A 22,159-nucleotide genomic window follows, 5' to 3' on the forward strand; every position below is an offset into this window, starting at 1 on the left:
ATCTTTGATGCGACTGATATGCGGATGCGTTTATTAGCGTAACCGTAATTGCAAAGTCAAGATAAATCTGGAATAAAATAGTCGCTTGACTTTGAGGGGCAGTATGGTATCTTCAGCCGGCAGTTAACTGATGATATTCTGGCTGATTATCGGGAATATGGAGCTTTATAAAGAAATGAATTTAATAGTCAACTGACCGGGGCTGGGGTCGGTTTTTTTTTGAAAGGATGTTATGCTTGGTCTGGTTCTGAAAAAAATTTTCGGCAGCAAGAATGAAAGGGAGATAAAGCGGCTTTCGCTTATCCTGGATGAGGTAAACCGCCTCGAACCGTCGATCAAGGCCTTGAGCGATGAGGAGCTGAAAGCCAAGACTCCCTATTTTAAACAAAAGCTGGAAAGCGGGACGGAGCTCGAAGACATTATGGTCGAGGCTTTTGCCGTCGCGCGCGAGGCTTCCTGGCGGACGCTCGGCATGCGGCCCTTTGATGTCCAGATTATCGGGGGCCTGACGCTGCACGAGGGGAAGATTGCCGAGATGAAAACCGGCGAGGGAAAGACGCTGGCGGCGACTCTGCCCATTTACCTGAACGCCTTGACGGGCAAGGGGGTTCACCTGGTTACGGTCAACGACTACCTTGCCCAGCGGGATGCGGCCTGGATGGGGCCGATCTACAACTTTCTGGGAATGAACGTGGGCGTAATCGTCCACGGAATGGACGACGCTGAGCGGCGCGCTGCTTATCATGCCGATATCACGTACGGAACAAACAATGAGTTCGGCTTCGACTATCTGCGCGACAACATGAAGTTCAACATCGAGGAATTTGTGCAGAGGGATTTTAACTACGCCATTGTTGACGAGGTGGACAGCATCCTGATCGATGAGGCGAGAACGCCGCTGATCATCTCCGGGCCCTCGGAGGAATCTACCGATAAATATGCGCGGGTAAACGGGATAATCCCCAGCCTGCGCAAGGAAAAGGATTATGTCGTTGACGAAAAGAGCCGCACGGTCGTGCTCACGGAAGAGGGGGTGGCCAGCGTCGAGAAGAGTCTCAAGGTGGAGAATCTCTACGAACCCGGGAATATAGACCTGCTGCACCATGTCAACCAGGCGCTCCGCGCCCACACCCTTTTCAAACGGGATGTTGATTATCTGGTAAAGGACGGAAAGGTTGTCATAGTCGATGAGTTCACCGGCCGGGTAATGCCGGGCAGGAGATACAGCGATGGACTCCATCAAGCGCTCGAGGCCAAGGAACATGTAACTATCGAGCAGGAAAACCAGACCATGGCGTCTATTACCTTTCAGAATTATTTCCGCATGTATGAAAAATTGGCGGGCATGACCGGAACGGCGGACACCGAGGCGGAAGAGTTCAGCAAGATTTATAATCTGGAGGTTCTTGTCATCCCGACCAATATGCCGATGATCCGCGAGGATTTCTCCGATGTTATATACAAGACGGAAAAAGAGAAGTTTAATGCTGTTATAGAAGAAATAAAGAATCTGCATGAAGCAAAAAGGCCCGTTCTGGTCGGGACAATTTCCATTGAAAAATCGGAATTGCTCAGCAAGTACCTCACCCGTACCGGCATCAAGCACCATGTTCTCAACGCGAAGAACCATGAGCGGGAGGCGGAAATCGTCGCTCAGGCCGGGCAGCCGGGGCAGGTAACCATCTCGACCAATATGGCGGGCAGAGGCACCGACATCAAGCTGGGCGAGGGAGTCGCCGACTTGGGCGGCCTTCACATCCTGGGGACGGAAAGACACGAAAGCCGCCGGATAGACAATCAGCTCCGGGGACGTTCCGGACGGCAGGGCGACATGGGTTCTTCGCGTTTCTATTTGTCTCTGGAGGATGATCTGCTCCGGATTTTCGGCGCCGAGAGGATCTCCGGCGTTATGGAGAGGATAGGGATGGAAGAGGGGGAGCCTATCGAACACAAGCTCATTTCCAGGGCGATCGAAAACGCCCAGAAACGTGTCGAGGGACAGAATTTTGATATCCGTAAGCATTTGCTGGAATATGATGACGTGATGAACCGACAGCGCCAGGTGATCTACGAGCAGCGCAAAAGGGTGCTCAAGGGCGGGACGCTCCGGGAAGACATCAAGCAGATGATCCGGGAGATCGCCGATGAGATGGCCCCGGTTTACATCGATGAAAAGCGTCATCCGGAAGAGTGGAATCTGGGAGGATTCGACGACGAAATCTTCCACCGTTTCGGGCTGAAGCTTAATTTGGCGGAAACCGGCAGAGAAGCGGGGCCGGAGGCGCTGCAGGGGATGCTCGTTACGGCTCTCGAAGAACATCTGAAAAAAAAGGAGAACGATTTCGGTGAGTCCCTGATGGATTATCTGATGCGGGTGATCATGCTGCAGGCGATTGATTCCCAGTGGAAGGATCATCTGCTGGCGATGGACCACCTGAAAGAGGGGATAGGGCTCAGGGGCTACGGCCAGAAGGATCCGGTGCGGGAGTATCAGAAAGAGGGATACGACATGTTCATGGAGATGATCGGCCGGATCAAGTATGAAAGTGTCGAGAAGCTCTGCCTGGTGCAGGTCCGTCGCGAGGAAGAGGTAGAGCGGATTGAGGAAAAACAGCGCCGGACCTACAGGCTTTCCCGGGGCGAGGATGAAGCGCAGGCCGCCACTCCCATCAAAAGAAGCAAGCCGAAAATCGGGCGCAATGACCCGTGTCCATGTGGAAGCGGCAAAAAATACAAGAATTGCTGTGGCAGGGGCTGAAGAGGCTCTGGCGCCGGCAGCGTTACGGCAGATGGTTGGTGACGAGGTTGTTATGAAAAAGGTGCAAGAATGCAAGGTTCCGGGATTTCTTGCCAATGGAATCCCGGTTGGCATCAAGGAAAACGGCGAGCGGGATTTGTCGCTGATTTTTTCGCGGCAACCGGCAACGACGTCCGCGGTTTTTACGACGAACTGTTTCAAGGCTGCCCCGGTGCAAGTCGATATGGAGAGAATCCGCTCCGGGAAGATTCAGGCGATCGTCATCAACAGCGGTGTCGCCAATGCCGCAACGGGCAAAGAGGGCATAGACGATGCGCTGGCCGTTTCCCGGGCTCTCGCCGCAGAACTTGCCATTGATGAAGAAAAGATTTTTGTTGCCTCCACCGGCGTCATTGGACGCCGCTTGCCCGTAGGGAAGATCGTGGGCGGAATTAAGGACTTGGTGGCCGGTCTTAATGAAAATGGCATTGCGGACGCGGAGGCGGGAATCATGACGACAGACCGGTTTCCCAAAATTGCCTTTCGCCGCGGCACGATAGGAGGGTGTGAGATTTCCCTCTGCGGGATAGCCAAAGGGGCCGGGATGATCCAGCCCAATATGGCGACGATGCTGGCCTTTGTCATGACCGATGCGGCAATAGAAAAGGACGCACTTGATGCCCTGTTTCACCGCGCAGCAGCAGGCACTTTTAACGCTGTGACGGTTGACGGCTGTATGAGCACCAATGACACCGCCGTCATTATGGCCAATGGAGTGGCGGGCAACAGGCCCTTCAAAAAGGGGTTGCACTCGGCCGCGCTCTTCGGGGAGATGCTTGCGGATTTGATGCTGGAGCTTGCCAAAGGTTTGGTACGGGATGGCGAGGGCGCCACAAAGATGATTGAGATAAAAGTAACCGAGGCGCTTACGCAGAAAGATGCCGAGAAGGTCGCCTACGCCATTGCCAATTCCAATCTGGTGAAGACGGCATTTTTTGGAGAGGACCCAAACTGGGGGCGGATTATCTCCGCGGCGGGAGCGGTTGGCGTAGATTTGCCCGTTGAGCAGGTGAAGTTGTTCCTGGAGGATGTCCCACTTTTTGCAGAAGGCACAGGAGTGTCAGGAAGGGAAGATGAAATAGCGGAAATCATGAAAAGGCCGGAAATAAAAATCGGTATCTCGCTGGGGATGGGCAAAAAATCGTGGCGGGTTTGCACATCCGATCTTTCCTTCGACTACGTAAAAATCAACGCGCATTACCATACTTAACTGCAAGCGGTCATCTGTCAGACGAAAGCCGACAGCTTATTTCACCTTGCTTATTTTTAATCTTTATGTTATCAGCCGCGCAAATTCGCACACCCCCGGATTGTCGGGCGTTGCCTTTATTAAAGTAAAGGTTCCCGCCAAGATGATGGTGGTGGAGGGAAAAAACAAATTGAGGAGGATTTTACAGTGGCGAGTATTTCAATGAAGTTGTTGCTTGAGGCGGGGGTTCATTTCGGTCATCAGACCAACAAATGGAATCCCAAAATGAAAACGTACATTTTCGGCGCGAGAAACGGGATCTACATCATTGATCTGCAGCAGACGGTCGGGCTTTTTCAGACGGCGTACAAGTTTGTTGTGGAGACTGTTGCCGAAGGTGGGGAGCTGCTCTTTGTCGGCACCAAAAAGCAGGCGCAGGAATCGATCCAGGATGAAGCCGCGAGGTGCGAGATGCCATGCGTCAATCAGCGCTGGCTGGGCGGCATGCTGACCAATTTTGTAACGATCAAAAAGAGCATTGATCGTTTGAACGAACTTGATCAGATGTTCGAGGATGACAGCATCAAGGCTTTTCCAAAAAAGGAAATCCTCGGCATGCAAAAGGACAGGGATAAGCTGATCAAGGTTTTAGGCGGGATCAGGAAGCTGAAAAAATTGCCCAAATGCCTGTTTATTGTTGATCCCAAGCGGGAGGATATCGCCGTGACCGAGGCGAGAAAACTGAAGATACCGATTGTGGCGATGGTCGATACCAACTGCGATCCTGATCTGATCGATTACATAATCCCCGGGAACGACGATGCGATAAGGGCGATTAAACTGTTTTCCGCCAAGATGGCCGATGCCGTCATAGAAGGCAAAAAACGTTTTGAGGAGCGGCTGCAGGCCCAAAGCGACAAGGAAAGGGTCGCGGCGGATGGACCTATAGTCACTTACATAAAAGATGAGAACGATGTTCCTGAAACAGTGGAAAGCAAGGGTTTGGAGGCGCAGGAAAAGGGCGCCGGGGACCTGGAAGCCGCCCGGTAAATAGTTAACGGTTGACGGTTAACAGTTGACGGTTAACCGCCGGCAAATATTGAGGTCTTCAATTCAATGCAAACCGGAACCCGGAAACCGTCAACCGGAAACCGTAAACCGTCAACCGTAAGCAAGGAGGATAAAGTGGAAATAACATCAGCGATGGTGAAGGAACTCCGGGTAAAGACAGGCGCCGGGATGATGGATTGCAAACAGGCGTTGACTGCGGAGAATGGAGATTTTGAAAAGGCCATTGATTTTCTTCGTAAAAAAGGGATGTCTGCCGCAACGAAGCGTTCTTCCAAGGCGGCGAAGGATGGAATGGTAGCCTCGTACATCCACATGGGGGGCAAGATAGGGGTTATGGTGGAACTTAACTGCGAGACAGACTTTGTCGCGAAGACCGATGACTTCCAAACCTTGGCGAGGGACATTGCAATGCACATCGCGGCTTCCAATCCCCGCTACATACGCTCGGAGGAGATACCCGCGGAGGCATTGGAACGGGAAAAGGATATTTACCGCAGCCAGCTTGCCGCAGAGAAAAAGCCCGAGAAAATGTGGGAAAAAATCATGGAGGGCAAACTGAAAAAGTACTATGAAGAGGTTTGCCTGCTCAATCAGAAGTTCATAAAGAATACCGATGTTTCGGTTGAAACCCTGGTCAACAACATGATTGCCAAGACCGGAGAAAATATTGTGATCCGAAGATTTTCAAGGTTCCAGTTAGGTGAAGAACTGTAATAGGAAGACTATGGAACAGGCTGTTTACAAAAGGGTTTTGCTTAAACTGAGCGGCGAGACCTTCATGGGTAAGCTTTCCGCCGGCATAGACCCTGGTGTTGTTGACGCCCTGGCCGCTGAAATACGAGATGTTGTGGCCCTTGGCGTGCAGTTGGGCATTGTCATTGGGGGCGGCAACATTTTTCGCGGCATGTCGGAAAGCGCCAAGGGGCTGGACAGAACCACGGCGGACTATATGGGGATGCTTGCCACCGTTATCAACGGCCTCGCCCTGCAAAGCGCCCTCGAACATGCGGACGTCATTACCCGCGTGCAGACGGCCATTGAGATGAGGGCCGTCGCCGAACCGTTCATCCAGAGACGCGCCATGCGTCATCTCGAAAAGGGGCGGGTGGTCATTTTTGCCGCCGGGACCGGAAACCCCTATTTCACGACCGACACGGCGGCGGTGCTGCGGGCGGTGGAAATAAAGGCTGATATCATCATGAAGGCCACGAAGGTAGATGGCATTTATGACTGCGATCCGGTAAAAAACCCGGACGCGGTCATGTATAAGAAAATAAGCTATACCGATGTGTTGACAAAAGATCTTAAAGTAATGGATGCAACCGCCATCTCCCTTTGCCGGGCCAACAAATTGCCGCTGAATGTTTTCAACCTGCAGAAACCAGGCAACATCAAAAAAGTGATCTGTGGTCAGACGGTGGGCACAATTGTCGGAGGTTAGGGCTATGAAAGAAGAAATTTTTGGGGAACTTCACGAAAATATGGGCAAGATGATCCAGTCTTTGGAGAAGTCCTTCAGCAAGGTAAGGACGGGCAGGGCGTCATTGTCGCTGCTGGATGGAATTCGCGTTGAATACTACGGCACGGTGACGCCTCTTAATCAGTTGGCTTCTCTTTCCACGCCGGAAAGCCGGATGATCCTTATTTCTCCCTGGGACAGTTCCGTTCTGGGAGCCATAGAAAAGGCGATTCAAAAATCGGATTTGGGGCTGATGCCGAGCAATGACGGCAAGCTTATCCGTCTGGCGATTCCTGTCCTGACCGAGGAGAGACGCAAGGAGCTGGTCAAGGTTGTCCGCAAGGCGGCAGAGGAGTGCAAGATCAAGCAGCGCAACTTGCGGCGGGATGCCAATGAGGAGATTAAAAAGCTGAAAAAAGACAGCGCCATCTCAGAAGACGAGCAATTTGCCATCCAGGAGGAAGTGCAGAAGATTACCGATGGCTACATAGCGCAAACAGACAAGCTCCTGGCCGTAAAAGAAAAAGAGATCATGGAGATATAGGCTGATTCTTCAGTAAAACCTTTACTGGGGAGCCTGCCGGCTCCCCGTTTTATTTGGCGACATATAGACAAACAGGGTTGAATTAAAAAGTTCAATTCTGTTTTGACAATTAGCATCAGGTGGATAATGAGCAGTATTGATTCGGGGAAGCTGCCGCAGCATATCGCGATTATCATGGACGGAAATGGTCGCTGGGCGAAAAGCCACGCGCTGGGAAGGGTTCTGGGGCACCGAAAAGGGGCCGAGTCCGTCCGTGTCGCGGTGAAGACCTGCCGCCGGATTGGGATCAAATTCCTGACGCTGTACGCATTTTCCATGGAAAACTGGTTTCGTCCGCAAGAGGAGGTTAGTGCCCTGATGAAGCTCCTTGAGGAGTATCTGGAGGGCGAAGCCGAGGAGATGATGGAGCAGGATATTCGTCTCATGGCGATTGGCCGCATCGATTCCCTCGATAAAGGGGTTCTCGAAAAACTCCGGGAGACAATGGAGAAAACCGCCGGAAACGGCGGGATGGTCCTTAATCTGGCGTTGAGTTACGGCGGCCGTGAAGAAATTGCAATGGCGGCAAGAAGAATGCTTAATGAAGGTCTGGCGGGGAAGTTCAGGCCGGAGGAGGTAACCGAGCAGCTCTTCCAACGTTATCTCTATACAAGTGAGCTTCCTGATCCTGACCTGCTGATTCGCACCGGGGGAGAGCATCGCATCAGCAACTTTCTGCTGTTTCAGGCGGCATACACGGAGTTCTATTTTTCCAATGTTCTGTGGCCCGATTTTCGCGAGCCGGAACTGCTGGAGGCCATTGCCGAATTCCAGAAAAGGGAACGGCGTTTTGGCCGTATAAGCGAGCAGTTAGAGAAACGGTGATGGCGGAAAAACTGCCGCTGATAACCGATAAAAAGGGAAATATGTTGTCACACGCCAAAAGATGGATAACCGCCCTGATTGCCGTTCCGGTTCTGTTCTGGACGATTGCCTGGGGCGGGATGACTGCCTTTGCCGTTTTAATTATAGCCGCCGCGCTTGCGGGGATGTTTGAATACAACCGGATGGCTTTCAGTCGCGGGTTTTCTGTCGAAAAGATCGTTACAACCGCCTGTGCCCTGTTATTTCCGCTGGCAGCCTGGGGGGGGGACAGGGAACTGCTTTTGGCTCTTGCCGCCCTTTCGGTCATAGCTGTGTTTGTTTTAAACCTGCTTCAGACTAAAAAGGGCAGGCTGGAGATGAATTGCCCCGCCCGCGCCGTTCTGGGAATAATGTACATTCCCCTGTTGCTTTCGCACTTGCTTTTGATCCGCGCGCTGCCTGCCGGCGAATTATGGGTTTTTTATGTCCTCGTTGTTGCCTTTGCCGGTGACGTTGCCGCCTATTATGTCGGGCGATCGCTCGGAAAACGAAAGCTCCTTATCGAGGTTAGCCCCGGCAAGACCGTTGCCGGTACCGTTGGCCTGATTGTCGGCAGCACTATCGGCAGCATTGTTTTTATGAAATATTTTTTCCCCTCTCTGTCGCTCTGGCATGCGGTCTTTCTTGGTTTGACCGGTGGAGTGATCGGCCAACTGGGGGATCTTACCGAATCAGCCTTGAAACGCGAGGCCGGGATCAAGGATTCGAGCGCCCTGCTTCCCGGGCACGGAGGGATTCTCGATCGTCTGGATTGCCTGCTGTTCATTGCCCCGTTCGTATTTTATTACAAGGAGTTCATTATAAAGTGAAGAATATTTCGCTTCTCGGCGCTACGGGCTCGATCGGGGTGAGCACGCTGGATGTGGTCGCTTCCCATCCGGCGGAGTTTGCAGTTTCGGCCTTGGCGGGGGGGCGCAATATCAATTTGCTGAAGGAGCAGATCGAACGCTTCCGGCCGCGGTTGGCGGTAGTTATTGACGAAGAACATGCGGTGGAATTAAAAAACATTTTAAATAATTCCCGCACTGCCATTTTATCAGGGGTGGAAGGCTACCGTGAGGCAGCGTCTTTTTCGGAGGCAGATATCGTTGTCTCCGCGATTGTCGGCGCTGCCGGTCTAATCCCCACGCTGGACGCAATTGACGCCGGTAAGGATGTCGCTTTGGCCAACAAGGAAACGCTGGTTATGGCGGGGGGGCTTGTACTGGGCAAGGCTGCTGTCAAGGGGGTCAGAATTATCCCGGTTGACAGCGAACACAGCGCCATTTTTCAGTGTCTGCAGGGAAACGATCCCCGCTCGGTGCGGCGGATAATCCTGACGGCGTCGGGGGGGCCATTCCTCCACGCAACCCGGAAAGAGCTGGAAGCCGTCACCCCATGGCAGGCGCTGAAGCATCCCAACTGGAAGATGGGGAGGAAGATCTCCATCGATTCGGCGACGATGATGAACAAGGGGCTCGAGGTCATCGAGGCAAGCTGGCTCTTCGGGCTTGCGGCAACGAAAATCGACGTGCTGGTTCACCCGCAAAGCATCGTCCATTCGCTGGTTGAATATTGCGATGGAAGCGTGATTGCCCAGTTGGGGATTCCGGATATGAGGATCCCGATTGCGTACGCCCTGTCCTATCCGCAGCGTCTGAACCGGTACGGAGGCCGTCTTGACCTTGCCGCGGCCGGCGGGCTCACCTTTTTAAAGCCCGATTTCGAGCGATTCCCGGCGCTTGGGCTTTCTTTCCGGGCGGCAGAAGCCGGAGGGACGCTGCCGGCCGTTCTCAACGCGGCCAATGAGATTGCGGTAACGGCTTTTCTGGAAGAGCAGGTCGGCTTTTATGGTATAAGTCGTGTTGTGGAAATGGTTCTTGCCAGGCATGAGCGGAAGGAGGAACCGTCCTTGGCGGAGATTCTGGAAGCTGACCGGTGGGCCAGAGTTGAGGCCTTAAATATTATTAAAGGAATGACAAAGTGATTGGAACAAGTATTGTATCGGTAGTAGTTCTGTTGGGTGCGCTGATCTTCATCCACGAATTTGGCCACTTTTTAGTTGCAAAATGGTCGGGGGTTGGGGTGTTGAAATTTTCCCTGGGCTTTGGCCCTCGCCTGATCGGCAGGAAAGTTGGGGAGACCGAATATATGCTCTCCCTTATTCCGCTCGGCGGCTATGTAAAACTTCTCGGGGAGGAGCAGGGCGAGGAATTGTCGCCCGAGGAAGAAAAAAGATCCTTTGCAGTGCAGAAAGTCTGGAAGCGAATTGCTATTGTGGCGGCGGGGCCGATTTTCAACCTGCTTCTGGCCGTTTTGATCTTCACCGTCGTCAACATATATGGCATGCCGGCGCTGACGTCGGAAGTGGGGACCATCCAGCCTGATTCCGCCGCATTTGAAGCAGGGATGCAGGTAGGCGATAAGATAACCGCAATTGATCAGAGGGCTGTGAAAAAATGGGATGATATTGCTGTCATTGTTACCAAAAGCAACGGGAAGACCCTGCTTGTGGCCGTCCAGAGAGGCTCAGCCCTGCTGAAGATTCCCATTACTCCGAAACGGATGAAGGCCAGCAATATCTTTGGGGAAGCAGTTGAATCCTACAAAATAGGGATATCGCCGGCAGCGAGCACCCAAATTGAGAGACTGAACCCAGCCCTGGCCTTTGTCGAAGGCCTGAAGCAGACTGGACGAATCAGCAAGCTGACTGTTTTGAGCATTGTCAAGATGTTTGAAGGGGTAGTTTCTCCCAAGACCATGGGCGGGCCGATCTTCATTGCGCAGATTGCCGGAGCTCAGGCAAAACAGGGGGTTGCCGCATTTCTGCTTTTTATGGCCCTGCTGAGCATCAATCTGGGGATATTGAATCTGCTGCCGATTCCGGTGCTGGATGGAGGTCATCTCTTTTTTATGACAATCGAACTTATAACCGGCAAAGAGGTAAAGCAGCGCTGGCGGGAAATGGCCCAGCAGGTCGGTTTTACGCTGCTTATTCTGCTGATGATTTTTGTCTTTCTGATGGATATAGAGAGGCTTGACATCAGATTCATAAGCGATTTCATCAGAAAAATTACCGGTTAAGATGATTACTCTGGCAATCGAGTGCGCGACAAAAGCGGCAAGCGCGGCCCTCTTGGCGGATGAAGAGGTGACAGGCGAGGTATATCTGGATGCAAGGAGTCATCATTCCGAGGTTGTGCTTCCGGCCTTAGAGAGCCTTTTGGCGCTAGCAGGGTTGACAATCAAAAATGTCGATCTTTTCGCCTGCACCACAGGGCCGGGTTCCTTTACCGGCGTGCGCATCGGGATCGCCACTGTCAAGGGGCTGGCTCTTGCCACCGGACGACCGATAGTTGGCGTTTCCACCCTCGAAGCGCTGGCCATGAACATCAACTTTTCTAAACGACTGATATGCCCCTTGCTGGATGCCCGGAAAAACCAGGTTTATGCCGGTCTTTACCGCATCGGCGAGGACGGGTTGCTCCAATCCGTAGTTGCCGATTACCTCGGCGATCTGGAAACAGTTCTGAAGAATCTGCCCCGGGAAGATATAGATTTTATTGGCGAGGGGGCCCTCCGGTATCGGGACAATATCCGCGCAGAGTTCCCCGCGGCAAACATCAGCAAGTTTGCGAAGATTAACAACCCCAATGCCGCGTCATTGGGGATTGCCGCAATTGGCCGCTATAAGCGCGATGGCGTGGTGGAGGATGCGCTGTCGCTGCTGCCGACTTATCTGCGCTTATCCGAAGCTGAACAAAAAAAAGGCCTCTGAAAAATTTTGCATGGAAAACTGCGCGCCTTCCCTTAAATCCGGGATTGACATAGCTTCAAAACTGATATAGTTTAACGCCTCGATGGGTTATTCTTCCTGCGGGGCTGTTTTTGGTGGGGGGAGGCTTTTCAAAGGCCTTTATTCCGTTATCTTTTATTTAAAAATGTCCTGCCGCTGTCCCTTCCTCTCAGCGGGAGAGGATAGGGAGGAGTTACATCCTTCCATATTCCCGTTGCGGGTATGGGGTTTATAAAGGGAGGCAGTAATTGTCTAAAGAGGATCAGCACAGCAGTTACATAATCGGGGAAGGGCTCCCCTTTGTCTTTGCTTCATTTCTTGCTGCCATTCTGATCTATTGGGCCGGTTTCCGGTTTGTTTCCCTGTTTTTCTTCTGTCTTGCCTTTTTCATAACCTGGTTTTTTCGTAATCCGGAGAGGGAAACCCCTGAAAAAGAGGGGTTGATCATTTCTCCGGCCGATGGCCTGGTAATAAAGATTGAGGAGGTCCAAAGCGGGGAGATCCCGGGGCAAATCATGCGTAAAGTAAGCATCTTCATGAACGTTTTCAATGTCCATGTCAACAGGTTCCCCTGTTCGGGAGAAATCCGGACGATAAGTTACAGGCCGGGGAAGTTCCTTTCCGCCAACCTGGATAAGGCATCGGAAGCAAATGAAAGAAATACAGTTGTCATCAGAATGGCCGACGGCCGCGAGATCGTAACGATCCAGATTGCCGGTCTTATTGCCAGACGAATCGTCTGGTGGATCAGGGAACATGATACTGCTCAAAAGGGGAAACGGTTCGGAATGATCCGTTTCGGTTCACGGCTCGAGGTTTTCATGCCTTTGAGTTCTGCCGTTCTCGTCAATATTGGCGACAAGGTCAGGGCCGGGGAAACGCCCATAGGAGAATTGACATGAAAAATAACAGACAACACGAGGAGAATAGAAGGAATCTGGTCGTTTATGTGCTTCCCAACCTCTTCACGACGGCCAACCTGTTTTGCGGTTTTTATTCAGTAATTGCTGCCATGAAGGGTATGTATGAAGTTGCGGCTATTGCTATTCTGGTTGCCGTAGTTCTGGACAGCCTGGATGGCCGGATCGCGCGCATGACCCATACGACCAGCCGGTTCGGCGGCGAATATGACTCTTTATGCGACCTTGTGAGTTTCGGCGTGGCGCCGGCGCTCATGATTTACAACTGGTCCTTGTTTTCTTTCGGAAAATGGGGCTGGCTGGTGGCTTTTCTGTTCGTTGTCTGCGGCGCTCTGCGGCTGGCCAGGTTCAATGTGCAGGTGGGGATTATCAACAGTCGGGTCTTCAATGGCTTGCCGATTCCCGGCGGCGCGGCGGTGTTGGCTACGTTCATACTGCTTTTTTATTATCTGGGAGGAGAAGGGCGCTACCCGAGTTTACCGATCATGATTGGTGTGGCCGCGACATCGATTTTTATGGTAAGCAGCATAAAATATTACAGTTTCAAGGACCTTAATTATTTTTCCCGCAAGCCTTTTATGTGTTTTGTGTTGATTGTCTTAATCCTCGTTATCATTGCCGCGGAGCCGCAGATTATGCTCTTTACGTTCGCCTTTGGTTACAGTCTAACCGGCCCGGTATGGGCTTTGCTGAAACTTCTCAGGCGAAAGCAGGAGAATGTTGAGGTGGAGAAGCAGGCTCAATCTCACGACCTCCCCGTTTAATATGAAAAAGATGGATAAAGATATAAGTTTTCGGGTTTGAGTTCTTGTATGTCGTTTAGCGGTGCTGCGGGGCGTGCTTAAAAAAATTACAAAATTACAAATCAAGGAGCGTTTAAATGAGAAGCTACAATGTGGCGGTTGTCGGGGCAACGGGAGCAGTCGGCAACGAGATGATCAAGGTTTTGGAACAGCGCAACTTTCCTGTTAAGGAATTGACGCTTCTTGCCTCGGACCGATCGCTGGGCAAGGAACTCACCTTTCATGGCAAATCCATACCGGTTGAGGTGCTGACGGAAAACTCCTTCAGGGGAATTGAGATAGGGCTTTTTTCCGCCGGGGGGAGTATCAGCGAAAAGTTTGCCCCGCTTGCCGCTGCCGCCGGTTGTGTGGTTATCGACAATACAAGCGCCTTCCGAATGGTCCCGGAGATTCCGCTGGTCGTCCCAGAGGTTAATCCCGAGGCGATCGCCCTGTACAAGAACCGCGGAATTATCGCCAACCCCAACTGTTCCACGATACAGATGGTTGTAGCACTGAAACCGATTCACGACGCGGCGCGGATAAAAAGGATCGTGGTTTCGACCTACCAGGCTGTTTCGGGAACGGGCAAGAGGGCAATCGAGGAACTTTCTCTGCAGACGCAGGCGCTCTTGAGCTTCAATGACCCAGTTGTCAAGGTATATCCGCACCGGATAGCCTTCAACTGTCTGCCGCATATCGACGTCTTTCTGGAAAACGGCTACACGAAAGAAGAGATGAAAATGGTCAATGAGACCAAGAAGATATTTAACGATCAATCGATCAGGGTAACCGCCACAGCCGTGCGGGTTCCCGTTTTTTACAGCCATTCTGAGGCGGTAAATATTGAAACAGAAAAAAAGCTCACGGCCGAACAGGTCCGCGAACTGCTTTCCGGGGCGCCGGGCGTTGTGGTTGTCGATAACCCGGGCTTCAACGAGTATCCGCTGGCAATTGACGCCGCCGGCAGGGATGAAACGTTTGTCGGCAGAATACGGGAAGACGAGTCCATTCCCAATGGAATAAATCTCTGGGTTGTGTCGGATAATATAAGAAAAGGCGCCGCCCTGAACGCCGTCCAGATCGCCGAGATTTTGAGCAGCAAGTATCTATGAGAATAAGCGGAGGGGAGGCGAAGGGAAGGCTGATCCGCATTCCGGCGGGGGGGCATGTCCGGCCTACAACCGATCGCGTCAGGGAATCGCTTTTTAATATACTCTCTACAGTAGCGGAAACATCATTCCTGGATTTATTTGCAGGCAGCGGGATTGTCGGCATAGAGGCGCTGAGCCGCGGCGCTGCTCATGCCGTCTTTGTGGAAAAGGATTTAAAGGTTGCCGACGCTCTGAAGGAAAGGATCAGCGGGTTCGGATTTACAGGCCGGGCCAATGTGATTTCCGCCCCTGTGCATAAGGCGCTGGATATTCTCCGTCGCAGTGGGAAAAGATTTGACATAATTTTTGCAGATCCTCCCTATAACGAAGGTCAGGCTGTTGAAACCATGCATTTTCTGGAGAATGGGGAGTTGATGGCTCCCGCTGGCGTTTTGGTCCTGCAGCATTCCGCAAGAGAAAAAACCGGGGAGCTGAAGGCCGTCTCGCTGTTTTTGACCGACAAGAGACAATATGGGGAGACAGTTTTATCTTTTTTCCGAAAAGAAGATTCCGGCGGGGAGGGCGGACAAGGAGCGCAAGCAGGGGACTGATGGCGGCGCGGTTGGTTAATCCTTAATGGCATAAAAAACGCGAGGGGGAGTAGCTGTGAAAAAAATGGCTGTATATCCAGGCTCTTTTGATCCTATTACCAATGGCCATGTCGATATTATCAGGCGCAGCCTGCATATGTTTGATGAATTGACTGTTTTGATAGCGCATAATCCGACAAAGAAAACGCACTTTTCCCTGGAGGAGCGCCTGGAGATGATCCGGGAGGTCACCCAGGACTGCAAAAATATCCGTGTGGACAGTTTTGACGGACTGCTGGTCGATTATCTAAAGGAAATGGGCGCGGACGTTATTATTCGTGGGCTCCGGGCTCTTTCCGATTTTGAATACGAGTTTCAGCTTGCCCTGATGAACCGTCGGCTGAACCGCGATATCGAGACGTTATTTCTTATGACCGGGTACCAGTGGTTCTACACCAGCTCAACAATTATTAATGAGGCGGCCAGTATGGGCGGTTCCGTCGAGGGGCTGGTCCCGGATATAGTGAACAGGAAGCTGATAGAGAAATATTCAAACAAAGGAGTATAGGTATGGAAAAGAACGTAGCTTTGCATAAACTGGCAAAAAGGATTGGGCTGATCAAGCCCTCGCCGACGTTGGAGATTCAGGCAAAGGCCAACGCCCTGAAAGCGGCAGGACGCGATATCATCAGTTTCGGGGCGGGGGAGCCCGATTTTGACACGCCGGATAACATCAAGGAAGCGGCCATTGCCTCGATAAAGGCGGGGTTTACCAAATACACGCCCGTCGGGGGAATCGATGATCTCAAGGATGCGGTCATCGCCAAGCTGGAGCGGGACAGCCAGTTGCGATACGGGCGTTCCCAGATTGTCGTCTCCTGCGGCGCCAAGCACTCCCTTTTCAACATTGCCCATGTGCTCTTCGAGGAGGGCGACGAGGTGCTTATTCCCTCGCCCTATTGGGTCTCCTACACCGACATCGTCTATCTGACCGGGGCCAAACCGGTGGTGATAAAAACCAGCATTGAAGATGGCTTCAAGCTTCAGCCGGCGCAACTGGAAGCGGCGATAACGCCGCGCACCCGGGCCATGATCATCAACTGCCCGTCAAACCCCGCCGGGGTCTGTTACAGCCGGCAGGAATTGGAGAAACTTGCCGAGATACTTCTTGCCAGGGGCGTCATGATCATATCGGATGACATCTACGAAAAGATAATCTACGACGATAACAGATTTTATTCGCTGGCATCGTTCAGCGAAGAGCTTAAGAACAATACGCTTGTCGTCAATGGCGTATCCAAGAGCTATGCGATGACCGGCTGGCGCATTGGCTACACGGCCGGCCCCGAAGAGATAATTGCGGCGATTACGAAATACCAGAGTCAGAACACCTCCAATCCGACCTCGATAGCTCAGAAGGCGGCGGTGGCAGCGCTCAATGGTCCGCAGGAGGGGGTGCTGGCGATGAGTCGGGCATTCCAGCAGCGCCGGGACGTTATTGTCCGCAGGCTCAACGAGATACCGGGGATCGACTGCCTGAACCCGCAGGGCGCCTTTTATGTGTTTCCCCGTGTCTCGTCTTTCTACGGCAAATCTTTCGGGGGAAGGGTCATCGGCAATTCATCGGAAATGGCGGCTTATCTGCTGGAAGAGGCGAACGTGGCCCTGGTCCCAGGGGTGGATTTTGGCCATGACGACCATCTGCGCCTCTCCTATGCCACATCGCTTGCGAAGATTGAAATGGGGGTTGAGAGAATGCGGGCGGCCCTGCTGAAGAGTTAGCTTAACCTTCAGCAACCTCGCTGATTTTAACTGTTCATAATCAGATGCTGGCAAAGAAGGTGAAGGCGCTCAGTCTGCCGCCGTCAGAAAATAGAGGTCTGAATTTGAGTTTGCCGAGAAAAAAAACAAAGGTTCTCGATGTGGGGGGGGTAAAGATCGGCGGGGACTTTCAGGTAGTTGTCCAGTCCATGACTTCCTGCGATACCCGCGATGTCGCCTCCACGCTGAAACAGATCAAGATTCTGGCAGATGCCGGTTGTGAAATCGTCCGGGTGGCGGTACCGGATGAAACAGCCGCCGCAGCGATCAGAGAAATACGTTCGCAAATAACCATTCCGCTGATTGCCGACATCCATTTCCGCGCCGACCTTGCGGTTATGGCGCTGAATAATGGCGCCGACGCGATCCGTATCAACCCGGGCAATATTCCGGTTGAGGACATTCGCCGGATTGTCAAGGAGGCGAAAAAGAACAAAAAGGTCATCCGGATCGGAGTGAATTCAGGTTCTCTGGAGAAGGACATAGCCTTCCGTCATCGCGGAGCGACGGCCCCCGCCCTCGTGGAAAGCGCCCTGCGGAATATCCGCCTCTTGGAAGAGATGGACTTTACCGACATGAAGCTTTCGCTTAAGTCGTCGGATGTGGCAACCACCATTGAGGCCTATCGTTCGATCTCCGCCTTGACCGACTACCCACTGCATCTCGGCGTTACGGAGGCGGGTACCCTTCTGCAGTCGGCTATAAAATCGGCGCTGGGCATCGGCGCCCTGCTTTATGATGGGATTGGCGATACGATAAGGGTTTCCATCACCGGCGACCCGTTGCAGGAAATCGGGGTTGCCTTCGGCATTCTGCGGGCGCTGAAGTTGCGCAATGTCGGCCCGGAAATCATCTCCTGCCCTACCTGCGGTCGTTGCGAAATAGACCTCGTATCGCTGACTTCGCAGGTGGAAGAGAAACTCAAAGGGATGAAGGCCCCGCTCAAGATAGCGTTGATGGGTTGTGTCGTGAACGGGCCGGGCGAGGCCGGCGAGGCCGATATCGGGATTGCCGGGGGAAAGGGCGCTGGCATGCTGTTTAAAAAGGGAGAGGTGGTTCGAAAACTGCGTGAAGATGAATTCGTCTCGGTGCTGCTGGAAGAGATTCGCCTGATGACCGGGGATTGCGCCGGAAGTTAAAAGTGAGGAGATTTAATGCGTTATTCTGAAATGTTTCTGCCTACGGCGCGGGAGATTCCGTCCGATGCGGAGTTGATCAGCCATCAGTTGATGGTGCGGGCCGGGATGATAAGAAAACTGACCAGCGGGGTCTATTCCTGGCTGCCGCTCGGTTACCGGGTTCTTCGCAAGTTTGAAGAGATAGTTAGAGAGGAGATGAACCGGGCGGGCGCCCAGGAGGTGTTTTTGCCGATGGTGCAGCCGGCGGAGTTATGGCAGGAGTCGGGCCGTTGGGTTCATTATGGCAAGGAGCTCCTGCGTTTTCGGGACCGGCATGACCGTGAGTGTTGCCTCGGCCCGACCCATGAAGAGGTCATCACCGACCTGGTCAGGAACGAAATAAAGACCTACCGGCAGCTTCCGAAAAATCTCTACCAGATCCAGACAAAATTCCGTGACGAAATCAGGCCGCGGTTTGGGGTTATGCGCTCCCGGGAATTTGGGATGAAGGACGCGTACAGCTTTGACGCGGATGAAGCGGGAAGCGAGATCAGCTACAGAAAAATGTTTGAGGCGTATAAACGGATATTTTCCCGCTGCGGATTGAATTTCCGGCCGGTCGAGGCGGATTCTGGCAGTATCGGAGGACATTATTCCCATGAATTCATGGTGATGGCTGATTCAGGGGAGGATGCCGTCTGCTATTGCAGCACCTGCGACTATGCGGCCAATCTGGAAAAGGCGGAGGTTGCGCGTCCTGAAGTTAATGCCCCGGCGACAGAGGTTGCCCCGATTGCCGAGGTTCATACCCCCTCAGTGAGAACTATCGAAGATGTTTGTGTTTTTCTTGAAGTCAAGCCGTCTGATGTTGTAAAAACGCTGATTTTTTCCGCCGATGATATCCCGGTGGCGGTGCTGGTTAGAGGAGACCATGAGGTAAACGAGATCAAGGTTAAGAATTACCTCCACTGCAATTCAATAGCTTTGGCCGATGAGGCGACGATCAGGATGGTTACTGGAGCGGCAAGAGGGTTTGCCGGCGCCGTCGGAATCAAATGCCGGATAATCGCCGATTATTCGCTTTTGGGAAGGAACGACCTGGTTATGGGCGCCAATCGTGATGATTTTCACCTGCGTCACGTCAAGCCCGGCAGGGATTTTCCACTGGAGGAATTTGCCGATCTGCGCCTGATCAGGGAAAATGATTCTTGTCCCCGCTGCGGCGGCGCCATCAACATCGCCCGGGGAATCGAGGTCGGTCATGTCTTCAAATTGGGATTAAAGTACAGCCAGGCGATGAAAGCGGTTTTTCTCGATCGGAACGGCAAGGAACAGTTTATGTTCATGGGGTGCTACGGCATCGGCATCGGCAGGACCGTTGCTGCCGCAATCGAGCAGAATAATGACAAGGATGGGATTGTCTGGCCGCCGGCCCTTGCCCCCTATCAAGTCATTATTACCCCGGTCAACGTCAACGAAAGCGCCCTTGCTGAAGCCGCGGAAAAGCTCTATCAAGCGCTGCTCGCAAGGGGGGTTGAGACCATTCTCGACGATCGCGACGAGCGGGTCGGCGTCAAGTTTAAAGACGCTGATTTGATAGGCATTCCCTGGCGGGTGACAATCGGCCCGAAAAAGCTGGCGGAGGGGAATGTCGAAATCAAAGACAGACGCACCGGTGAGATCAAAATCCTCCCCCTTGCCGAGGCGACGGCTTTTCTGGCTGAAAAAGTTCAGATTAATGTTAATAAATAGTCAATAACAGTGAGGAATAAATTATAATCTTGCACTCCCGGAATCCCTTTTCAATCTTTACCCGGCTGCCATTCCCGCATGTTTCCTGCGGGAAGCAGGCCGGAAGGCCGATAAATTGTTGTGGATAAGGGATCAGTCCCCATGCTTCGCATAAACGACATTCTGGATAAAGTCCAAACCTATCTTTCCGCTGAGCAGATGGGGATGATCGAAAAGGCATATATCTTTTCGGCCTCCGTTCATCAGGGGCAGATCCGTCTCTCCGGCGAGCCCTACCTGACTCACCCGATGGAAGTATGCGGTATTCTTGCCGATATGAAACTCGATACGGCAACGCTTGTCACCGGACTTCTGCACGACACCGTCGAAGACACCCTCACCACGATCGAACAGATTGAAGAATACTTCGGCAAAGAGGTGGCGTTTCTGGTTGCCGGCATGACAAAGATCGGGAAGATCACCTTTGGCAGCAAAGAAAAACGCCAGGCGGAAAATTACCGGAAGATGATCTTGGCGATGTCAACCGATATTCGCATCCTGCTTGTCAAGCTGGCCGACCGGGTCCATAATATGCGGACAATGCAGTTTCAATCCCCCGAGAAGCAGTTGCAGATCTCGCAGGAGACCCTCGATCTGTACGCGCCCCTGGCAAATCGCCTCGGGATAAACTGGATGAAGACGGAACTGGAAGACCTGTCATTCCGCTATATCGATTTTGCCGCTTATAACGAGCTGGCGACAAGGATTGAAAAAAAGCAGGATAAAAGAAGCGAATACACCAATGAGATCAAGCAGGTAATTTCCCGGGAGATGGAGCGGTTCAACATCAAGGGCGAGCTTGAGGGGAGGGCCAAACACCTCTACAGCATCTATAAAAAAATGAAGGAACAGAAGATCGACTTCGACGAGGTGTACGATCTGATCGCCTTCCGCATCATCCTCGATTCCGACGCCGTCAAGGACTGCTACGAGGCGCTCAGCATGGTTCACGCACTCTGGAAGCCGGTTCAGGGAAGGTTCAAGGATTATATCGCGATGCCGAAGGCCAATCATTATCAGTCGCTGCATACGACGGTGATCGGTCCTTACGGGGAGAGGGTGGAAATCCAGATCCGGACGAGGGCGATGCACGAATGGGCGGAAGGGGGAATTGCCGCCCACTGGCGCTACAAAGAGGGGAAGGATGCCTCGAAAGACGATGAGGAGATAAAAAAGCTCCGGGATCTTCTGGAGGCGCAGCAGGAGGTGAAAGATCCCCGTGAGTTTATGTCCAACCTGAGGATCGCCCTTTTCCCCGAGGATGTTTATGTTTTTACTCCCCAGGGGGAGGTAAAGGCCTTTCCGAAAGGCGCCACGCCGATCGATTTTGCCTACAGCGTGCACACGGATGTGGGGCATCAGTGCATCGGCGCCAAGGTTAACAGGAGCATTGTCCCCCTGAAATATCAACTGCAAAATGGCGATACGGTTGAAATTATTACCCAGGCCGGGCACCACCCCGGCAAGGACTGGCTGAAATATGCCGTTACCTCGCGCGCCTTGGCGAAGATTAGAAACTGGGTCAAGGCAGAAGAACGGGAAAAGAGTCTTGCGCTCGGACAGGATCTTCTCGACAAGGAGTTCAGGAAACATAATCTCAAACTCGGGCAGGTGGCTAAATCTCCAGAAATGCAGGAGCTGTTCAAAGAACTGCACGTTGATTCCCTCGACGATCTGCTCTCCTTGATCGGTTTTGGGAGGGTTTCTGCCAAGCATGTCGCTCACAAATTTTTGCCCGAAGAGGAAATAAAAAAAGAGGAACTTCCTGAAAAGAAAAAGAAAAAAGGGGCGGGCAGCGAAGCAATCGGCGTTTCGTTAACCGGAGTGGACGACATCATGGTGAGCTTTGGCAAGTGCTGCCATCCGATACCGGGGGACGAAATCATCGGGTACATCTCCCGCGGACGGGGGATCATTGTCCATACAACGTCGTGTCCCCATGTCCGCGATATGGATCCGGAGCGGTTGGTGAGCGTACACTGGGATGCCGCTGACAAGAAGGAATACCAGGTTGAGATGACGGTTGTCTGCCACGACAGCAAAGGGGTGCTTGCGGAAATCAGCTCGGCAATTTCCGCAATGGATATCAACATTGCCCACGCCGAGGTAAATACGGATACCGGAGGGCGCGTTACCTGCAATTTCGGCGTAAATGTTGAAAGCCTGAAGCAATTTAACGAACTGACGGTTGCAGTTCGGAAGTTGCGGGGGGTGATTTCGGCTGACAGGATAAAGCCCTCATAACTGACTTTGAGGGATAAGAGCGGCTGAAACGATAACAAAACGGCGAAGCTGCCAATTTTAA

General features: G+C 52.6%; 20 protein-coding genes. All 20 read left to right on the forward strand.

All coding sequences use genetic code 11. The annotated features are described in order from the left end of the window. The first annotated feature begins 232 nt into the window (after nucleotides 1-232). The 20 genes from secA (at nucleotide 233) to M0P74_00580 (ending at nucleotide 22,098) form a co-directional block, all read left to right on the forward strand. Nucleotides 233-2,758, forward strand: coding sequence for a preprotein translocase subunit SecA (gene secA / locus M0P74_00485; GenBank protein MCK9362071.1), 2,526 nt, complete (start codon nucleotides 233-235; stop codon nucleotides 2,756-2,758). Beyond that, nucleotides 2,700-4,007 (forward strand): bifunctional glutamate N-acetyltransferase/amino-acid acetyltransferase ArgJ, encoded by a 1,308-nt coding sequence (gene argJ, locus M0P74_00490; GenBank protein ID MCK9362072.1) that lies wholly within the window; start codon nucleotides 2,700-2,702, stop codon nucleotides 4,005-4,007. The genes secA and argJ overlap by 59 nt, the downstream gene beginning before the upstream one ends. A 186-nt stretch (nucleotides 4,008-4,193) precedes the next feature. Then, nucleotides 4,194-5,036 (forward strand): 30S ribosomal protein S2, encoded by an 843-nt coding sequence (rpsB, locus tag M0P74_00495; protein MCK9362073.1) that lies wholly within the window; start codon nucleotides 4,194-4,196, stop codon nucleotides 5,034-5,036. Between the two features lie 135 nt (nucleotides 5,037-5,171). Beyond that, nucleotides 5,172-5,771, forward strand: a complete 600-nt coding sequence (gene tsf, locus M0P74_00500; GenBank protein ID MCK9362074.1) for a translation elongation factor Ts — start codon at nucleotides 5,172-5,174, stop codon at nucleotides 5,769-5,771. Between the two features lie 10 nt (nucleotides 5,772-5,781). Further along, nucleotides 5,782-6,498, forward strand: coding sequence for a UMP kinase (pyrH, locus tag M0P74_00505; protein MCK9362075.1), 717 nt, complete (start codon nucleotides 5,782-5,784; stop codon nucleotides 6,496-6,498). A gap of 4 nt (nucleotides 6,499-6,502) precedes the next feature. Then, a complete protein-coding gene (gene frr, locus M0P74_00510) occupies nucleotides 6,503-7,060 on the forward strand; it encodes a ribosome recycling factor (protein ID MCK9362076.1) in 558 nt (185 codons plus the stop codon). 126 nt (nucleotides 7,061-7,186) lie between these two features. Beyond that, nucleotides 7,187-7,924 (forward strand): isoprenyl transferase, encoded by a 738-nt coding sequence (locus M0P74_00515; protein MCK9362077.1) that lies wholly within the window; start codon nucleotides 7,187-7,189, stop codon nucleotides 7,922-7,924. Continuing rightward, on the forward strand, nucleotides 7,924-8,772 hold the full coding sequence (locus tag M0P74_00520; protein MCK9362078.1) for a phosphatidate cytidylyltransferase: 849 nt from the start codon (nucleotides 7,924-7,926) through the stop codon (nucleotides 8,770-8,772). The genes M0P74_00515 and M0P74_00520 overlap by 1 nt, the downstream gene beginning before the upstream one ends. Further along, entirely contained in the window at nucleotides 8,769-9,929 is a 1,161-nt protein-coding gene (locus tag M0P74_00525) for a 1-deoxy-D-xylulose-5-phosphate reductoisomerase (protein ID MCK9362079.1), read from the forward strand. The genes M0P74_00520 and M0P74_00525 overlap by 4 nt, the downstream gene beginning before the upstream one ends. Further along, nucleotides 9,926-11,026: an RIP metalloprotease RseP gene (gene rseP, locus M0P74_00530; GenBank protein ID MCK9362080.1), complete on the forward strand. Its 1,101-nt coding sequence runs from the start codon at nucleotides 9,926-9,928 to the stop codon at nucleotides 11,024-11,026. The genes M0P74_00525 and rseP overlap by 4 nt, the downstream gene beginning before the upstream one ends. A 1-nt stretch (nucleotide 11,027) precedes the next feature. Continuing rightward, a complete protein-coding gene (gene tsaB, locus M0P74_00535) occupies nucleotides 11,028-11,720 on the forward strand; it encodes a tRNA (adenosine(37)-N6)-threonylcarbamoyltransferase complex dimerization subunit type 1 TsaB (protein ID MCK9362081.1) in 693 nt (230 codons plus the stop codon). Between the two features lie 266 nt (nucleotides 11,721-11,986). Beyond that, entirely contained in the window at nucleotides 11,987-12,640 is a 654-nt protein-coding gene (locus M0P74_00540) for a phosphatidylserine decarboxylase family protein (GenBank protein MCK9362082.1), read from the forward strand. Beyond that, nucleotides 12,637-13,422, forward strand: a complete 786-nt coding sequence (pssA, locus tag M0P74_00545) for a CDP-diacylglycerol--serine O-phosphatidyltransferase (protein ID MCK9362083.1) — start codon at nucleotides 12,637-12,639, stop codon at nucleotides 13,420-13,422. The genes M0P74_00540 and pssA overlap by 4 nt, the downstream gene beginning before the upstream one ends. Nucleotides 13,423-13,538: 116 nt before the next feature. Continuing rightward, nucleotides 13,539-14,555 (forward strand): aspartate-semialdehyde dehydrogenase, encoded by a 1,017-nt coding sequence (locus M0P74_00550; GenBank protein MCK9362084.1) that lies wholly within the window; start codon nucleotides 13,539-13,541, stop codon nucleotides 14,553-14,555. After that, nucleotides 14,552-15,145 (forward strand): 16S rRNA (guanine(966)-N(2))-methyltransferase RsmD, encoded by a 594-nt coding sequence (gene rsmD, locus M0P74_00555; protein ID MCK9362085.1) that lies wholly within the window; start codon nucleotides 14,552-14,554, stop codon nucleotides 15,143-15,145. The genes M0P74_00550 and rsmD overlap by 4 nt, the downstream gene beginning before the upstream one ends. Nucleotides 15,146-15,209: 64 nt before the next feature. Further along, on the forward strand, nucleotides 15,210-15,692 hold the full coding sequence (gene coaD / locus M0P74_00560; GenBank protein ID MCK9362086.1) for a pantetheine-phosphate adenylyltransferase: 483 nt from the start codon (nucleotides 15,210-15,212) through the stop codon (nucleotides 15,690-15,692). A 2-nt stretch (nucleotides 15,693-15,694) separates the two neighbouring features. Then, nucleotides 15,695-16,906 carry a pyridoxal phosphate-dependent aminotransferase gene (locus M0P74_00565; protein MCK9362087.1) on the forward strand — a complete coding sequence of 404 codons (1,212 nt, stop codon included), beginning with the start codon at nucleotides 15,695-15,697 and terminating at the stop codon, nucleotides 16,904-16,906. A 44-nt stretch (nucleotides 16,907-16,950) separates the two neighbouring features. Then, entirely contained in the window at nucleotides 16,951-18,084 is a 1,134-nt protein-coding gene (gene ispG, locus M0P74_00570; GenBank protein ID MCK9362088.1) for a flavodoxin-dependent (E)-4-hydroxy-3-methylbut-2-enyl-diphosphate synthase, read from the forward strand. A gap of 15 nt (nucleotides 18,085-18,099) precedes the next feature. Continuing rightward, entirely contained in the window at nucleotides 18,100-19,815 is a 1,716-nt protein-coding gene (locus M0P74_00575; GenBank protein ID MCK9362089.1) for a proline--tRNA ligase, read from the forward strand. 141 nt (nucleotides 19,816-19,956) lie between these two features. Beyond that, nucleotides 19,957-22,098, forward strand: coding sequence for a bifunctional (p)ppGpp synthetase/guanosine-3',5'-bis(diphosphate) 3'-pyrophosphohydrolase (locus M0P74_00580; GenBank protein ID MCK9362090.1), 2,142 nt, complete (start codon nucleotides 19,957-19,959; stop codon nucleotides 22,096-22,098). Nucleotides 22,099-22,159 lie beyond the last annotated feature (61 nt).

Source organism: Syntrophales bacterium, assembly GCA_023229765.1.
Taxonomy (GTDB): domain Bacteria; phylum Desulfobacterota; class Syntrophia; order Syntrophales; family UBA5619; genus DYTH01.

Coding starts and splice junctions, on each gene's coding strand:
- coaD (MCK9362086.1), top strand. CDS start 15,210: ATGGCTGTATATCCAGGCTCTTTTGATCCTATTACCAATGGCCATGTC.
- tsaB (MCK9362081.1), top strand. CDS start 11,028: ATGATTACTCTGGCAATCGAGTGCGCGACAAAAGCGGCAAGCGCGGCC.
- ispG (MCK9362088.1), top strand. CDS start 16,951: ATGCTGGCAAAGAAGGTGAAGGCGCTCAGTCTGCCGCCGTCAGAAAAT.
- M0P74_00515 (MCK9362077.1), top strand. CDS start 7,187: ATGAGCAGTATTGATTCGGGGAAGCTGCCGCAGCATATCGCGATTATC.
- M0P74_00550 (MCK9362084.1), top strand. CDS start 13,539: ATGAGAAGCTACAATGTGGCGGTTGTCGGGGCAACGGGAGCAGTCGGC.
- frr (MCK9362076.1), top strand. CDS start 6,503: ATGAAAGAAGAAATTTTTGGGGAACTTCACGAAAATATGGGCAAGATG.
- M0P74_00575 (MCK9362089.1), top strand. CDS start 18,100: ATGCGTTATTCTGAAATGTTTCTGCCTACGGCGCGGGAGATTCCGTCC.
- rsmD (MCK9362085.1), top strand. CDS start 14,552: ATGAGAATAAGCGGAGGGGAGGCGAAGGGAAGGCTGATCCGCATTCCG.
- pssA (MCK9362083.1), top strand. CDS start 12,637: ATGAAAAATAACAGACAACACGAGGAGAATAGAAGGAATCTGGTCGTT.
- secA (MCK9362071.1), top strand. CDS start 233: ATGCTTGGTCTGGTTCTGAAAAAAATTTTCGGCAGCAAGAATGAAAGG.
- M0P74_00580 (MCK9362090.1), top strand. CDS start 19,957: ATGCTTCGCATAAACGACATTCTGGATAAAGTCCAAACCTATCTTTCC.
- M0P74_00565 (MCK9362087.1), top strand. CDS start 15,695: ATGGAAAAGAACGTAGCTTTGCATAAACTGGCAAAAAGGATTGGGCTG.
- argJ (MCK9362072.1), top strand. CDS start 2,700: ATGACCCGTGTCCATGTGGAAGCGGCAAAAAATACAAGAATTGCTGTG.
- pyrH (MCK9362075.1), top strand. CDS start 5,782: ATGGAACAGGCTGTTTACAAAAGGGTTTTGCTTAAACTGAGCGGCGAG.
- M0P74_00520 (MCK9362078.1), top strand. CDS start 7,924: ATGGCGGAAAAACTGCCGCTGATAACCGATAAAAAGGGAAATATGTTG.